General features: G+C 61.0%; 14 protein-coding genes. 6 read left to right on the forward strand and 8 right to left on the reverse strand.

Going from position 1 to position 14,340, the window contains the following annotated elements:
* Nucleotides 1-93: 93 nt before the first annotated feature.
* Nucleotides 94-561 carry an Lrp/AsnC family transcriptional regulator gene (locus tag A985_RS0100355; RefSeq protein WP_017231450.1) on the reverse strand — a complete coding sequence of 156 codons (468 nt, stop codon included), beginning with the start codon at nt 559-561 and terminating at the stop codon, nt 94-96.
* Between the two features lie 168 nt (nt 562-729).
* Here A985_RS0100355 and metC point away from each other — a divergent pair, with 168 nt between their 5' ends.
* Both metC and A985_RS0100365 read left to right on the forward strand, forming a co-directional pair.
* Nucleotides 730-1,917, forward strand: a complete 1,188-nt coding sequence (gene metC, locus A985_RS0100360; RefSeq protein ID WP_017231451.1) for a cystathionine beta-lyase — start codon at nt 730-732, stop codon at nt 1,915-1,917.
* A 126-nt stretch (nt 1,918-2,043) separates the two neighbouring features.
* Nucleotides 2,044-2,388 carry a DUF3088 domain-containing protein gene (locus tag A985_RS0100365; protein ID WP_017231452.1) on the forward strand — a complete coding sequence of 115 codons (345 nt, stop codon included), beginning with the start codon at nt 2,044-2,046 and terminating at the stop codon, nt 2,386-2,388.
* A gap of 350 nt (nt 2,389-2,738) precedes the next feature.
* Here A985_RS0100365 and A985_RS0100370 read toward each other — a convergent pair whose 3' ends face one another.
* Nucleotides 2,739-3,602: an alpha/beta fold hydrolase gene (locus A985_RS0100370; protein ID WP_017231453.1), complete on the reverse strand. Its 864-nt coding sequence runs from the start codon at nt 3,600-3,602 to the stop codon at nt 2,739-2,741.
* Between the two features lie 122 nt (nt 3,603-3,724).
* On the opposite strand from A985_RS0100370, the gene A985_RS0100375 reads away from it, so the two are divergent.
* Nucleotides 3,725-4,576 carry a LysR substrate-binding domain-containing protein gene (locus A985_RS0100375; RefSeq protein ID WP_017231454.1) on the forward strand — a complete coding sequence of 284 codons (852 nt, stop codon included), beginning with the start codon at nt 3,725-3,727 and terminating at the stop codon, nt 4,574-4,576.
* 240 nt (nt 4,577-4,816) lie between these two features.
* Here A985_RS0100375 and A985_RS0100380 read toward each other — a convergent pair whose 3' ends face one another.
* From A985_RS0100380 to acnB, 3 genes are all read right to left on the reverse strand, one after another.
* Nucleotides 4,817-5,437 carry a cytochrome c gene (locus A985_RS0100380; protein ID WP_051060033.1) on the reverse strand — a complete coding sequence of 207 codons (621 nt, stop codon included), beginning with the start codon at nt 5,435-5,437 and terminating at the stop codon, nt 4,817-4,819.
* 35 nt (nt 5,438-5,472) lie between these two features.
* The gene (locus A985_RS0100385; RefSeq protein WP_232424477.1) at nt 5,473-6,639 is read right to left on the reverse strand and encodes a cytochrome C; all 1,167 of its coding nucleotides are present in this window, start codon (nt 6,637-6,639) and stop codon (nt 5,473-5,475) included.
* A 546-nt stretch (nt 6,640-7,185) separates the two neighbouring features.
* Nucleotides 7,186-9,771 (reverse strand): bifunctional aconitate hydratase 2/2-methylisocitrate dehydratase, encoded by a 2,586-nt coding sequence (gene acnB / locus A985_RS0100390; protein WP_017231457.1) that lies wholly within the window; start codon nt 9,769-9,771, stop codon nt 7,186-7,188.
* 296 nt (nt 9,772-10,067) lie between these two features.
* Between acnB and A985_RS0100395 the strand changes: the two genes are divergently transcribed.
* From A985_RS0100395 to A985_RS0100405, 3 genes are read left to right on the forward strand one after another with little or no spacing between them, the layout of a single operon-like run.
* Nucleotides 10,068-10,772 (forward strand): RNA polymerase sigma factor, encoded by a 705-nt coding sequence (locus A985_RS0100395; protein WP_017231458.1) that lies wholly within the window; start codon nt 10,068-10,070, stop codon nt 10,770-10,772.
* 50 nt (nt 10,773-10,822) lie between these two features.
* Entirely contained in the window at nt 10,823-11,359 is a 537-nt protein-coding gene (locus A985_RS0100400) for a DUF4142 domain-containing protein (RefSeq protein ID WP_017231459.1), read from the forward strand.
* 30 nt (nt 11,360-11,389) lie between these two features.
* Nucleotides 11,390-11,695 (forward strand): cupredoxin family copper-binding protein, encoded by a 306-nt coding sequence (locus A985_RS0100405; protein ID WP_017231460.1) that lies wholly within the window; start codon nt 11,390-11,392, stop codon nt 11,693-11,695.
* Nucleotides 11,696-11,828: 133 nt separating this feature from the next.
* Here A985_RS0100405 and A985_RS0100410 read toward each other — a convergent pair whose 3' ends face one another.
* The 3 genes from A985_RS0100410 to A985_RS0100420 form a co-directional block, all read right to left on the reverse strand.
* Complete coding sequence (locus A985_RS0100410) at nt 11,829-12,827, reverse strand: methyltransferase (protein ID WP_017231461.1); 999 nt, start codon at nt 12,825-12,827, stop codon at nt 11,829-11,831.
* Between the two features lie 199 nt (nt 12,828-13,026).
* On the reverse strand, nt 13,027-13,677 hold the full coding sequence (locus tag A985_RS0100415; protein WP_017231462.1) for a Crp/Fnr family transcriptional regulator: 651 nt from the start codon (nt 13,675-13,677) through the stop codon (nt 13,027-13,029).
* Between the two features lie 25 nt (nt 13,678-13,702).
* Nucleotides 13,703-14,251, reverse strand: a complete 549-nt coding sequence (locus A985_RS0100420) for a hypothetical protein (protein ID WP_017231463.1) — start codon at nt 14,249-14,251, stop codon at nt 13,703-13,705.
* Between the last annotated feature and the right edge of the window lie 89 nt (nt 14,252-14,340).

The following is a 14,340-nucleotide window of genomic DNA, read 5'->3' on the forward strand; positions in this document are numbered from 1 at the left end:
CGCGCAGTATTCTTGACGTATACCCCGCAGCCTCACGGCCATCGTGAATGTTGCGCCGTCTGTCGACAGACATCGACAGACGGCGCGTTCGCGTCAGGCCCCCGGAACGTAACTGAGCGGAAGCGCGGTTGTCCGTTTAATGACCTCCATCGCGAACGCCGAGCTCACGTCCATCATCTCGACGCACTTGATCAGCCGCTTGTAGACGCTGTCATATCCGGCGATATCCGGCACGACAACCTTCAGCAGGTAATCGACATCGCCGCTCATCCGATAGATCTCGACGATCTCCGGGATCGAGCACACGCCTTCGACGAAACGCCTCGTCCACGCGTCGCCATGCTGGTTGGAGCGTACGGTCACAAACGCGGTCAGTCCCAGATTCAGCTTTGCCGGATCGCACAGCACGACCTGCTGCTGAATTACGCCTTCATCGCGAAGCTTTTGCAGCCGACGCCAGCATGGCGTCGGCGACAGGCTCACTGCCTTGGCCAAGTCATTCAGACCAATCGTCGCGTCTTTCTGAAGCAGCGTGAGAATTTGAACATCGCGTTTGTCCATGTTGTCTCCTATCTAGAAATAATTTCCAATCATAGCGATATTGACGACATTTTTTAAAAACAATTTTCGTCTGCGCGCAATTAACATGGCTTCAAGAACAGCGGTGGCGGCGATGCGCTTTCACCACGCCGTTTTCCCCGACCGAACAGATGAACAGAGGATGGCGCCTTGAACACCCAGCACTCAACCGACACAATCCTGGCCCACGAAGGCCGCTCGCACAGCCAACTCGGCGTACCGGTGAATCCGCCCGTCTACCGGCAGTCGACGTTGCTCTTTGAGAGCATCGAAGCGCTGAAGGTGGCAAGCGGTACGCCGAACGCTTATGGGCGCGGTGGCAGCCCGACTACGCGTTCGCTCGAGCGCACGCTCGCCCGCCTCGAAGGGGCGCACCGCGCCCTGCTCACGCCGAGCGGACTCAGCGCAATCACGACGTCGCTGCTCGCCGTGCTCAATCCCGGCGATCATCTGCTGATGACGGACTCTGTCTATGATCCAACCCGCTCGTTCTGTGCGGGGACGCTCGCCCGCCTTGGTATCGAAACGACGTACTACGATCCTGCGATTGGCGCGGACATTGCGGCCTTGATGCGTCCGAACACGCGTGCGGTGTTCGTCGAGTCGCCAGGCTCGCTGACGTTCGAGGTACAGGACATCCCGGCGATCAGCCAGATCGCGCATCGGCACGACGCGATCGTGATGATGGACAACACTTGGGCCACGCCGCTGCATTTCCGCTCGTTCGAGCACGGCGTTGACGTCTCTATTCATGCAGCGACCAAGTACATCAGCGGACACTCCGACGTGATGATGGGCGCGATTCTCACAACCGAAGCGCTGTATCCGAAGATCAACCATCTCTACCGGCAGCTCGGCATGACCGTGAGCGGCGATGACGCATATCTCGCGTTGCGCGGCCTGCGCACGTTGTCCGTCCGGCTCGAGCGGCACCAGCGCAACGCGCACGCGGTGACCGAGTGGCTTGCAAAGCAACCGGAAGTCGCCGAGATCCTTTATCCCGCCCGACCGGGCTCGCCTGGGCACGCCCTATGGCGACGCGACTTCACGGGGGCGTGTGGCCTGTTCGGCGTCGTGCTGCATCCGCAATCCGATGAATCGATTCGGTCGATGCTCGATGGCATGACCTGTTTCGGTATGGGCTATAGCTGGGGCGGCTTCGAAAGCCTGATCCTCCGTTCCAGCCCGTCGAGCTATCGCACGGCGACAACGTGGCCGTGGAAGGGTCCACTGCTGCGGATTCACGCGGGCCTCGAAAATCCCGACGACATGATTGCCGACCTAGAGGCCGGATTCGAGAGGCTGCGCGTCGCCACCCTGACACAAATGGAAGCCTGAACGGTCGCGATACCGCTAGGGCGCCGTGGAATGTGCGTATCGATTCTTCCGTTTGTGACACGGCATGCGGGCGCATCGCTTCACCCATGACTGCAATTTTTCACATTCACCTACAGCGAGACAACCATGAAAGACAAACTGTTCATTCTTCGTCCGGGCTTCTTCAAGGAGGCTGAGGGCCCGTTCTATTGCGGCGACTCGGTATCTGTCGAGGGTTTGTTGAGTTTCTGCCCCCAGCTTCGCGACTCGGTTGATGTGGAGTACATCGATGCGCCGCGCCCGCGCAAGGCGATCATCGAACTGATCGGCGCAGACAACCAGTCGGCTCCCGTGATCGTGCTTGGCGAAGGGCGGGCTCCGAAGGACGGGGGCGTCGCCGTTCAGGACTACAACGGAACACGCTTCATCAATGCGCCTGACGATATCCGGCGTTACCTGTCATCTCAGTATGACGTCGCTCAAGCATCGTGACAGTTGACGCGCCGCCTGATTCATCAGGCAGGCGCGTTTGACCGCGTTGCTCCGCGAGTGCGCTGCGCGACCCAGAGAATTCCTCTGCCGGTGCACAAGCTCAGTATGTTTTAGCGCGCCGCTGGCCAATGGGGGACATGCCCGCGGCGCGATTGAGGATTCGCGAGGCGAGGATAACGAGGAACGGCGAAAGAACTCTCCGGGCGGATTAACGCACACAATCTATGTGCAGAGATCTCTAGCCCAAGGCGCTTTGCTAAGCGCGGGGAAGCCCTGCCACGATGCACACCAGGTGCCCAGCAAGCCGGCCTATCAGCGGTGCATGCCGCTGATAGCTATGCTTGGGATCACTACCCAGCCAATTGCACAAGCGCCCGATTGAATGCGCCAGGGTTAGCGATGTTCATGCCGTGCGAGGCACCAGCGATGGTTTGACGTTCAGCGTGTCCGATCCACGCCTGAAGTCGCTCGACGGTGTTCCGGAACATGCGCGGGCTCTTCTGCCCATCGATCAACAGCGTCCGGCACTGGATGTCGCGGGCGGCTTCGGGGGTATAGGCGGGCAGCGGATCGCGCAACTGCTTCGGGAGCGTTACCGCATTGTCCAGCGCCATCCTGCGGAAGCTCTGGGTGCTCTTGCTCCAGAAGCCCGGCAGGGTGACCGAGTCCACAAACAGGTTCAGGCCGGCGTCGAATTTGCCTTGCTCGATCAACTCGGCGGCCGTGGCTCTCAGCAATTGCGTAGCGGGCGGCAATTTACCGGTCTCCGCGTTCGGCGTCATCTGCAACGGACCGCCGGGGTCGGCCAGCGTGAGCGTCTTCACCAGATGCGGGTATTGGCGGGCCAGATGAAACGCCACGCAGCCGCCACGCGAGTGGCCAACCAGATGCACTGCGCCAAGGCCCAGCGCCTCGATGAACTCCGCCATCTCCACCACGTGCGCTTCCCAACTAAAGTCACCATGCCCGAACGCGTGCGTCTCCGGCCAATAGTGACCCAGGCTCGGCGCGAAACAGTGGAAGTGCGCCGACAACGCGGCAAGCTGAGGATCCCAGTAGCGGTAATCGCACAACGATCCGTGCACAAAGACCATCGGCTCGCCGCTTCCGGCTTCCACGTAGGGCACCGAGGCGCCTGACGCAATGGCCGCAAAATTGGGTTGCGGCTGCACACCGGCAAGGGCCAGCGTCGTCAGGGGCGTGTGGGCATTCATGGTCAAGACTCCGTTTTCCCAAACTTTGCGCCAATGCAATGGAAAAGAAAATCGCATAATATTGATGCAATCTTTCAGTTTTTCTGATGCATCTACGCGAGCCAATGCCCATGAGTACCGAGATGAAAGCCCTCGACGTTGGCGTTCTCACCATGATCGTTGCCGTTGCCGATACGGGCACGATCAGCCGCGCCGCCGATCTCGTGCATCGCTCGCAATCGGCGGTGAGCATGCAGATCAAGGCGCTGGAATCGGCCCTTGGCAAAGCGCTCTTCGTGCGCAAGCCGCGCAGCGTGGTGCCGACGCAAGACGGAGAGGTGCTCCTGGCGTACGCGCGGCGGATCATTGCACTTCGCGACGAGGCCTGGGCAGCGGTTGTGCGGCCGGACGTGACGGGCCGCGTGGTGATCGGTGTGCCGGACGATTACGCGTCGTCGCTCTTCCCGCCGATTCTCAAGAAATTCTCGGCCAGCTACCCCAAGGTCGAAATCCAGGTGATTGGCCTGCCCAGCGTTGCGCTGGCGCCGATGCTGCGCGACGGCACGGTGGACCTCGTATGCGCAACGCGGGTTAAAGGACTGACCGGCGATTTCTTGCGGCACGAGCCGATGGTGTGGGCCGCCGCCCCGGGCGCGACAGACATTTGGCGAGAGCGGCCACTGCCCATCGCGGTGTTCTTGCCGGGCAGCGTGGCACGCGAGAAGGCGATTCGGAGTCTGGAGCGCGCAAAGATCGCCTATCGAACGTCGTATGAGAGTCCGAGCCTGCTGGGCCTGCTGACGATGGCCCGCGCCGGCCTCGCCATTACTCCGCTGGCGCGATGTGCCGTGCCGTCTGATTTCACGTTGCTCGGGGCGGCGCATGGTCTGCCGGAGATTGGCACGCTCGAGATCGTGCTTGCGCGAAGTGTGACGTCCAACCGACAACCCTGCGATTTTCTCGCGGAGCGCATCATCGCCGAATTGAATGCATGAGTGCGCTGATATGCGTCTCGCCTGGCTGCTCAAGCCGGAAGCCTCATTGAAACAGCCGCGATTTGTTCGCCGTGCGTCTCGGCGACGTCTCCCCGATTTGAGTAGCACTCGGCTGTAGCGTTCGAGGCGCGCAACACTTCAAGGAATGACAAGATCCATTCGGAGGTGTTGCCATGATGAGCACCTTGGGAACGTCGGCCGGCTCGGGGCGGCCACGAACGCCAAATCGTCATAGCGGTATTACTGGGACTGTAGGTATGCCGCGACTGCCTTCGCTTGTATATCCGTCAACGTGTGCGCCACTGCGCTCATCATGGGCGCGTTGGCTCGCGTGCCGGCCTTGAACACCTCAATCTGCCGCAGCAGGTAGGCCTGATGCTGCCCGGCCAAGCGAGGGAATGTGCCATTACCTTCGGCATGCGGGCCATGGCACGCCGCGCAGGCGGGTACCCCTTGCGCTGCAACGCCGTGCTCGAATATGTCCTTGCCCATCGCCATCTGGTCGTGAGCGCCGGCAGCGCCTGGAGGCGCGTTTTGATGTCCGTAATACTCGGCTAATGCCGAAATTGTGCCATCGTCCAATTGTGAGGCGATACCCCACATATACGCTCGGGCATCGCTCTCTCCCCGAGCATGATTCCGGAATCCCTTCAATTGTGCTTCGAGATACGGGGGCGTTTGTGCATCCAGTCGCGGAAACATTGGCGACTCGCTACGACCACTTACGCCATGGCATGTGGCGCACAGTTGGGCCGCCAGCTTTTCCGCGTTTTGCCCAAAGGCCGTTTGGCTGAGCCCGGCAATACAAACCGCGAGAAGCGTCAGCGACCATTCCCTGAGGGTAGAACGTTCAGCGCTCATGAGGAACTCTCCCATTCGGATGGATGCAAGCGTGCTCAGAACATGAACCAGCCTAGCAAGTAAAGCGTATTGTTATCGCTGGCATTTCTACCGTTTCCGTCGTAGTTGAAACGCGCCCCGTTAAACTTGAGGAAAGCGGTGTACTGCACGGAGAATTTCACCTGCGGAACCGGCAGATAGTCGAGTTCAAAGATGACGCCCTGTGTATCGGGAAGCCCGTTGGCGCTCCCCGTCACCGGTGTAGGCCCATAAAGACCGACGTCGCGATTGCCGGTTGTCGAGAAGTAGGCCAATGCTCCACCGTACTTGCGCTGATAGATGTACGATGCCTTCGCTTTGAGCGTGTCCAGATGGTCAGCCTCATTGGCCGGAGTGGGGCCGGCTCCAATACCGCCGCTGGGAAAGCTTGCGCGCCAGTCTTGCAGTTCGTGAATCCAGATGAACTGCATTGACACGGCGTGCGTCAGTGTCAGGAATTGATACTGCGTATCAATTGCATAATCACGAAAACGGTCGGTTGGGGTGCCAGGTAAGGTATTGTCGGGATACTTGTTGGCGGACAATCCCATCGCGCCAAGCATCCATGAGTGCCCGCCCCACTCGCGATTGTAGGCAACCCGCCAGTACGGGGCCGCGCCACTCAGTCTCGCCACGCCTCCGGGCGATGCGGTGTCCTGCCCCGCGCGGAACAGGGAGAAAATCTGGTCAGCAGTTCGATAGGCGCCGAACTCTACGTAGATGCTTCGTTGCCAAAATGCATATGCCGCCGCGCCAACCACCTGCTGCGCGAGACTGCCATCGATAAGCGTCGAAGCCAACGGCGCCACTCCTACGCTAGACGATGCATAGGGAAAACCGAAAGCCGGTGTACTGTTCCACACATCGGAGACGGTCGGGTTATTGTTGATCGTAATGCCGTAGATGAAGTCAACGTCCGCTGCAGTGAAGTGACCGGCGGCTCGAATATCGGTATTGTCGAGTGCGCTGTGATGGGCTATGCCGTCATAGCTCCATTGCGCAAACGCACCAACATGGTCGTAGATGCGTCCTGCGTAAAAAAGACTGCCTTGCTGGACCGCAAGCCCCCCGTTTCTGACGAAATCATAGTTCGTTTGGTCGATAGTCCGCGTGTTGGTCTGTGAAACTTGCAACATCGCAGATAGCGGGACGGTGCCATAGTTCGATAACGTATATCCCGTCATCTTGAAGTATCGCCCGAACGGTGTGAGTTCAGGAAAACTGACATGGCACGCCACGCAAGACATCCCCGTCTGACGCGCAAACGCAGGTACCGCGATCGCCGGTCTGGTGCATATTGTCATTAGACATACGAGTACCCAGACGATCTGAGTGAGGCCAGTCGAATGCCGTTGCATTGAACCCTCCTTGACTCGCGATATCTTCGGATTTCCTGCACTATAAGCGCCAGCGGTTTTTTAAGCGTTAATCTAAATCAACGTTTTCGATCTGGGCGCGTTGATTTTCTATCGAATCCCTATGGGCTACAAGATTTCGTCGCGGGTCAGTCCCACATTGATGAATCGATCCTGCGCCGGAACTCGCGTGGCGAGCGGTACGGCAGCGCACTAACGGTTAGCCGCTTAGCGCGCACAACCACACCAGAATGCGACCGCTTCGAACTCGGCGATCGATAAAAAAATGGCGCCGCGAACCTTAAGTCCGCGGCGCCATAGCGCAGTGCTTCCCGCATTACGGTCCAACCAACGTACCGTAACGCGCCATCAAACTTACATCTGCACTGTGTCGGCGACTTCCTTGAAGTCTTCAATTTGGTCGAAGTTCATGTACTTGTAGATCTTGTCGCCGTCGGTGGCGAGCACGCCCATGTCGGCCATGTACTCTTCCCTGCTCGGAATCTTGCCCAGACGCGAGCAGATCGCCGCCAGTTCCGCCGAGCCGAGATACACGTTCGTGTTCTTGCCCAGACGGTTCGGGAAGTTGCGGGTCGACGTCGACATGACCGTTGCACCTTCGCGCACCTGTGCCTGGTTACCCATGCACAGCGAACAGCCCGGCATTTCCGTACGCGCACCCGCCGTACCGAACACGCCGTAGTGACCTTCTTCGGTCAACTGCTTCTGGTCCATCTTCGTCGGCGGGGCCACCCACAGCTTGACCGGAATGTCGCGCTTGCCTTCGAGCAGCTTCGATGCCGCGCGGAAGTGACCGATGTTGGTCATGCACGACCCGATGAACACTTCGTCGATCTTCGCGCCGGCCACGTCCGACAGGGTCTTCACGTCGTCCGGATCATTCGGGCAGGCCACGATCGGTTCGTGGATGTCGGCCAGATCGATCTCGATGACCGCGGCGTACTCGGCATCCGCGTCCGGCGACAGCAGTTGCGGATCGGCCAGCCACTGCTCCATGGCCGCGATGCGGCGTTGCAGGCTGCGCGGATCCTGGTAGCCCTGCGCAATCATCCACTTCAGCAGCGTGACGTTGCTGTTGAGGTATTCGATGATCGGTTCCTTGTTCAGGTGCACCGTGCAACCGGCGGCCGAACGTTCGGCGGAGGCATCTGAGAGTTCGAACGCTTGCTCGACCTTCAGATCGGGCAGGCCTTCGATTTCGAGCACGCGGCCGGAGAAGATGTTCTTCTTGCCCTGCTTGGCGACCGTCAGCATGCCTTGCTTGATGGCGTACAGCGGAATCGCGTTAACGAGATCGCGCAGCGTGACGCCCGGCTGCATCTTGCCCTTGAAGCGCACGAGCACCGATTCCGGCATGTCCAGCGGCATCGTGCCGGTGGCCGCGGCGAAGGCGACCAAACCCGAGCCTGCCGGGAAGCTGATGCCGATCGGGAAGCGCGTATGCGAGTCGCCGCCGGTACCGACGGTGTCCGGCAGCAGCATGCGGTTGAGCCACGAGTGAATCACGCCGTCGCCCGGACGCAGCGCAATGCCGCCGCGCGTGCTGATGAAGTTCGGCAGGGTCTGGTGCGTCTTGACGTCCACCGGCTTCGGATAGGCGGCGGTGTGGCAGAACGATTGCATGACGAGATCGGCCGAGAAGCCGAGGCAGGCCAGATCCTTGAGTTCGTCACGGGTCATCGGACCGGTGGTGTCCTGCGAGCCGACCGAGGTCATCTTCGGTTCGCAGTACGTGCCCGGGCGGATCCCCTGGCCTTCGGGCAGACCGCAGGCGCGGCCGACCATCTTTTGCGCCAGCGAGAAGCCGCGGCCGTTGTCGACCGGTTGCTGCGGCAGACGGAACAGGGTCGACGCGGGCAGGCCCAGCGCTTCGCGCGCCTTGGCCGTGAGGCCGCGGCCGATGATCAGCGGAATACGGCCGCCGGCGCGCACTTCGTCGAACAGCACGTCGGACTTGACCTGGAATTCGGCGATCACTTCCCCGTTCTTGAGGGCCTTGCCTTCGTACGGGCGCAGTTCGACCACATCGCCCATTTCCATCTTCGACACGTCGAGTTCGATCGGCAGCGCGCCGGCGTCTTCCATCGTGTTGTAGAAGATCGGGGCGATCTTGCTGCCCAGACACACGCCGCCGAAGCGCTTGTTCGGGATGAAGGGGATGTCTTCGCCCGTGAACCATAGCACCGAGTTGGTGGCCGACTTGCGCGAGGAGCCGGTGCCGACCACGTCACCCACATAGGCGACGAGATGGCCCTTTTCCTTGAGCGACTCGATGAACTTGATCGGGCCGCGCTTGCCGTCTTCTTCCGGGGTGATGCCGGGGCGCGCGTTCTTGAGCATCGCCAGCGCGTGCATCGGAATATCCGGGCGGGTGGTGGCGTCCGGTGCCGGCGACAGGTCGTCGGTGTTGGTTTCGCCCGTCACCTTGAATACGGTGATGGTCAGGCTCTGCGGCACTTCCGGACGGCTCGTGAACCATTCGGCGTCGGCCCAGCTTTGCAGCACCGCGCGGGCGTTGGCGTTGCCCTTGTCGGCCAATTCCTTGACATCGTGGAACTGATCGAACATCAGGAGCGTTTTCTTGAGGGCGTCGGCAGCCACGGTGCCGACTTCGGCGTCGGACAGCAGCTCGATGAGCGGCTGGATGTTGTAGCCGCCCAGCATGGTGCCGAGCAGTTCGGTCGCACGGGCGCGCGAGATGAGCGAGCAGGCGGTCTCACCCTTGGCGACGGCGGCGAGAAAACCGGCCTTCACGCGCGCGGCTTCGTCCACCCCGGCGGGCACGCGGTTCGTGATGAGGTCGAGCAGCGTTTCCGCTTCACCCGCCGGCGGATTGGTCAGCAGCTCGACCAGTTCAGCGGTCTGCTGTGCCGTCAGCGGCAGGGGCGGAATACCAAGCGTGGCGCGGGCGGCCACGTGAACACGATAGTTTTCGAGCATGAGAAGACCTGCTGGCAATTCGTTTCGGGGGGAGGGGTTCAGCCCTCCAGGGCGTTATCCAAGACTGCGTTTCCCGCGATTTTAGTCCTTATGTCCGATAAGATCAAACGTCTTATGTCTTATGTCTTATATAAGACGTTCCTGTGCTGCGTAAGCGAGCGTTTCAGTAGCAGCAGAGGGACAGGCGAAGACCTCCCCCGCCCCCGCCGCTTTCTTTGTCACCTTTTCGCCGTGGCGCGCGTCTAATAGGCGAACACGAACATCATCGTCAACCGCGTTCCCAACGGAGTCTGCCTATGCCACCGGCCATTGATGCCCGAACGGACGCCGATCTGCTCGCAAGCGCTCGCGCCGGCGACGCCACCGCCTTCGAAGCCATCATGCGGCGCAACAACCGCTTGTTGTTTCGCACGGCGCGTGGCGTGGTGTCGAACGATGATGAAGCCCGGGACGTCGTGCAGGAAGCTTACTTGCATGCCTTCACCCGCCTCGAGTCGTTTCGCGGTGAGGCCGCATTGAGCACCTGGTTGGCGCGTATCACGATCAACGTCGCCCTGACGGCGCAACGCAAGCAAGGCCGGATGGCTCGGAGGGAACTGGCGCTCGACTACGACGATCCGCCCGGCGACGATTCACAGGAGAACAGCATGGCTTTGCGCACCTCCAGCGGGGACTCGCCCGACGTCATGGCCGAGCGAAGCCAAGTGCGCGACATCCTGCAGGCGGCGGTCGAAAATCTGCCCGCGATTTACCGGTGCGTGTTCATCCTGCGAGCGGTCGAGGACATGAGCGTCGCCGAAACGGCCTACTGCCTGGATGTCAGCGTCGACGTCGTGAAGACACGGTTTCTCCGGGCTCGCACGATGCTGCGTCAGTCACTGGCCGAACAAGTGAAACCCTACCTGCAAAGTACTTTCAGTTTCGCAGGGGCGGATTGTGACGCGGTGGTTCATCACGTTCTCGGCGCTCTCCGCCTGCGCGGAATGGTCCGATCGCACTGACCGGGTTCGCTGGGGACTTTTCTGGGAGTAGGACACGGAGGTTCCATATCATGAAGATTGCAAGCATTCTCTTATCCGGCATGCTCGCCTGTGCGGCGCAAGCTGCCATGGCGCAGGGGGCCGCACCGAACGACGCCCAGATCGCATCCATCGTCGTCACGGCGAATCAGGTCGATATCGACGCCGGCAAACTCGCCGAGTCCAAGGCGGCAAGCAAAGACGTGAAAGCGTTCGCCAAGCGGATGGTCGTCGACCATACCGGCGTGAACCAGTCGGCCGTTGCCCTGGTCGAGAAGCTGAAAGTCACGCCTGAAGACAACCCCACCAGTCAAAGCCTGAAGACCGGCGGCGACACGAACATCCAGTCGCTGAAGGCACTCAAGGGGGCGAAATTCGATCACGCGTATATCGACCACGAAGTTGCCTATCACGAGGCGGTGATCGACGTGATGGACAAAACCCTCATTCCGAGCGCCAAGAACGACGAGTTGAAGGCGCTGTTGGTCAAGGTGCGGCCGGCCTTCGTCGCGCATTTGGACCACGCGAAACATATCCAAAGCGAACTGGCCAGCAAGTCCTATTACTAGACCATGCGACGACCATCGATCGCGTTGCTGATGGCATTGAGCCTGGGGATGGCGGTGGGCTCGGCGCAGACCGTTTGCGCCGAGCCGGCGGTCCACACGGTCACGATAGACAGCATGCAATACTCACCGCCGACTCTGACCGTCAAGGTGGGCGAGACGGTCGTGTGGGTCAACCGCGACCCTTTCCCCCATACGGTGACCGCGCAAACCGGGGACTTCGACTCTAAGGGCATCGCGCCCGGTGAGTCATGGCAGTTCAAGCCGACGAAGAAGGGAAACTTTCCCTACTTCTGTCGATTTCACCCAACGATGAAGGGCACGTTGCGGGTCGAGTAGGGGCCGTTGCCGGTCGATTACCGCCGCGCGGATCTTCTGCCGGACGACGCCAGTGAGAACGGCCTCGCCTCGGCCCCGTGCTGCGCCGCCGCCTGGCGAGCGGTGACGTCGGAAAAGGCGGCCGATGCGCCGATTACTCGAATACGACGAGGGTCTCGGGCGACGGTGGGAGGGGCGCGACACTTATCTTTGAAAAGCCGGCTTCGCGGCCCATCTCCTCGAGCTCACGCGCGGTGTATGCATCGCCTCGCGGCGTCGATCCGAGCATCATGAAGGAGAATGCCGCGGCGAAGGGCGGCGAGACGCGATCGTCGTCAGGCACGAACTCCACCGCGAGCACTCGCCCTCCGGCCCTGAGGCTCTTGCGCACTTTCGAGAGCAGTCCCACGCAGGTGGGCGGATCGAAGTGGTGCAGGAAATTCGAGATCAGAACAAGATCGAAGTCCGTTCCCCATTCGACGTCAAACGCGCTGCCCTCGATTGTCTGATAGCGCGCGCTTACACCGGCCGCGACAGCGTTCTCTTTCGCGACCTCCAATACCGCCTGCCAGTCGGTTGCCACAACGTCCGCCGCGGGAAAGGCGCGAGCGATCGCAATGCCAAAGACCCCATGCCCGGCGGCAATGTCGAGCACGCGCTTCGGTGCTTCCGGCCATGTGCCGACGTGCTCGGCCACCGCCCGCGCGGTTGGCGCCACAAAGGGCACCATGGCGCGCGCGAATTTCACCCAGACGGGGTTGTCAGGGGACATGTTGCCCAGCCCTACGGAGCCGCCGTTTCGAACGAACGCAACCGGATCCTCCAGCCACAGCGCCGTCATTTCGGGAGCCGCGAGAAAATCAGTAACGCTTCCCATCCAAGCCGGCGATGAAGTCGTAAGGAACGCTGCAGTCGACGGCGTCAACAGATACCGCCCCATCTGCTTCTGCAGCAGCCCCAGCACGGTCAGGTAATCGCACAAAATGCGAACGCCGCGCTCGGAGGCCTGCACGCGTTTCGCTATCGGCTCAAGTTCGCCTTTTTCATGCTCGATCGCGGTGAACAGATCGAGCGCGACGGCGGCTTTCAATGCAGCGGTCTTCTGATATCCGAGTAAGGCATCTACGAAGGCTTGCGGAGAGATGTCGTCCATGACCAAAGTCCTTTCGCGAAATACCGCTGCAAGCGGCCTTGCCGATGAGGACGGGCGGTCATACCCACAGGGCGACGGGCAGACGGCTCCGGGAATCTGTTCGAGTATAGGAAATTCGCTGCCAGGTACCAGCGTTTTAATTCCACGCGCGTCGACGAAACGCCAGCGCTGACCACAATGCGCGGCACGCAACGCCCGCTTATGTCGTCGTGCCGTCGCCCCGACGCGAGACCTCTCGAATCTCGACCCCGTCACGCACAATCGTTCCGTCGTGTTCCAGTTGTGCCAACGTTCGATAGAGGGTTTCATGGGCGATGCCGAGCGTGAAGGCCCACTGCATGAGCGTTCCGGGTGGTTTGAACCGTCCCTGGTCGTCGCACTCCAGCCGCAGGCAATGCAGCACACGCTCGCGAGGCGAGCGCAGTGTCAGACGTTCCGCGCGGGCACGGGTGCGCACGAGTTGCCGCGACAGCAGCCGGATCCAATCGATGGCGAACCCGGCATCACGCTGCAGACACGACAGCAGGGTCTTCGCTGGAAAGGCCAGCAATTCGCTCGCACTGCCGCTAAACGCGTCACAGTGATAGTGAGAACTGAAGAGGCTCGCCTCGGCCAGGAAATCGCCAGGCCCACCGGTTTGCAACGTGATGGATTCGCCGTGCGCTTCGTCACGTCGCAACAGCACCTGCCCCGTTTGAATCAGATACACCGACTCGACGCGCTGTCCGCGCTTGAACACATAAGTGTTCGCTTCGTACCGGCACAACCGGGCCGATTCGCGCAGTGCGTCCGGCCACGTTGGTGCACACGACACCGATCCGGGGGTGAGGGCGTCTGAGAGGTCGGCCATGCGTGTCCCGGTGGGTATGCGCGACTTACTTCGACATCGAAGCGTTCATCTGATGGTGGTGCATCATGCCGGGATCGTGTCGCGCCATGGCGTCATGACCATGATCGGACAACTGTGCGTCGAACCATGCATGCAGCGCGTCGACCACGCGCGGCTCGGTCGCGCGATAGACGATCTCACCGCCATTCGGCAAGTCGCGATAGCTGACCTTCAGTTCGCCCGGCGGGGCGTTCTGCAACACCTGTAGACCTGGCATGTCGTTGCCGTGAATCGTCTCGGGCGCCCCGAAGTTGCCCGCCGCGAATTGTCGCGCGATGACGGTCATATGCTCGCGGATCAGCGCGACCTGCTTCGGGTCGCGATGCTTTGTGACAACCTGCTGGACGCCGCCCGTGGTCGTTTTCGTAAAGACATGGGTCGTCGCGGCCAAGGAGAACGGCATCACCTCCGCCCCGTGCTGCGCCACCGTCGCCTGGCGCGCGGTGAGGTCGGCGAAGGCGGTCGACGAGAAAACGACGCCACCGAACAGGGCGGCGGTCGCGGCCCCAACTAACAACACTGAAGGGCGTTTCATGGATAACTCCAATCGAAAGTGCATTTGAAGTCTACCGGCGGCAAGCCACGCTGACTATGACTGAAATCATACGCTGCGCCTTACCGCTC

The sequence above is a fragment of the Pandoraea sp. B-6 genome (assembly GCF_000282835.1).
GTDB lineage: Bacteria > Pseudomonadota > Gammaproteobacteria > Burkholderiales > Burkholderiaceae > Pandoraea > Pandoraea cepalis.

What these genes read in the sequence shown, in the direction of transcription:
- A985_RS0100355 (WP_017231450.1), bottom strand. Translation starts at nt 561, where the DNA reads ATGGACAAACGCGATGTTCAAATTCTCACGCTGCTTCAGAAAGACGCG.
- A985_RS0100365 (WP_017231452.1), top strand. Translation starts at nt 2,044, where the DNA reads ATGAAAGACAAACTGTTCATTCTTCGTCCGGGCTTCTTCAAGGAGGCT.
- A985_RS0100370 (WP_017231453.1), bottom strand. Translation starts at nt 3,602, where the DNA reads ATGAATGCCCACACGCCCCTGACGACGCTGGCCCTTGCCGGTGTGCAG.
- A985_RS0100375 (WP_017231454.1), top strand. Translation starts at nt 3,725, where the DNA reads ATGAAAGCCCTCGACGTTGGCGTTCTCACCATGATCGTTGCCGTTGCC.
- A985_RS0100380 (WP_051060033.1), bottom strand. Translation starts at nt 5,437, where the DNA reads ATGAGCGCTGAACGTTCTACCCTCAGGGAATGGTCGCTGACGCTTCTC.
- A985_RS0100385 (WP_232424477.1), bottom strand. Translation starts at nt 6,639, where the DNA reads ATGACGGGATATACGTTATCGAACTATGGCACCGTCCCGCTATCTGCG.
- acnB (WP_017231457.1), bottom strand. Translation starts at nt 9,771, where the DNA reads ATGCTCGAAAACTATCGTGTTCACGTGGCCGCCCGCGCCACGCTTGGT.
- A985_RS0100395 (WP_017231458.1), top strand. Translation starts at nt 10,068, where the DNA reads ATGCCACCGGCCATTGATGCCCGAACGGACGCCGATCTGCTCGCAAGC.
- A985_RS0100400 (WP_017231459.1), top strand. Translation starts at nt 10,823, where the DNA reads ATGAAGATTGCAAGCATTCTCTTATCCGGCATGCTCGCCTGTGCGGCG.
- A985_RS0100405 (WP_017231460.1), top strand. Translation starts at nt 11,390, where the DNA reads ATGGCATTGAGCCTGGGGATGGCGGTGGGCTCGGCGCAGACCGTTTGC.
- A985_RS0100410 (WP_017231461.1), bottom strand. Translation starts at nt 12,827, where the DNA reads ATGGACGACATCTCTCCGCAAGCCTTCGTAGATGCCTTACTCGGATAT.
- A985_RS0100415 (WP_017231462.1), bottom strand. Translation starts at nt 13,677, where the DNA reads ATGGCCGACCTCTCAGACGCCCTCACCCCCGGATCGGTGTCGTGTGCA.
- A985_RS0100420 (WP_017231463.1), bottom strand. Translation starts at nt 14,251, where the DNA reads ATGAAACGCCCTTCAGTGTTGTTAGTTGGGGCCGCGACCGCCGCCCTG.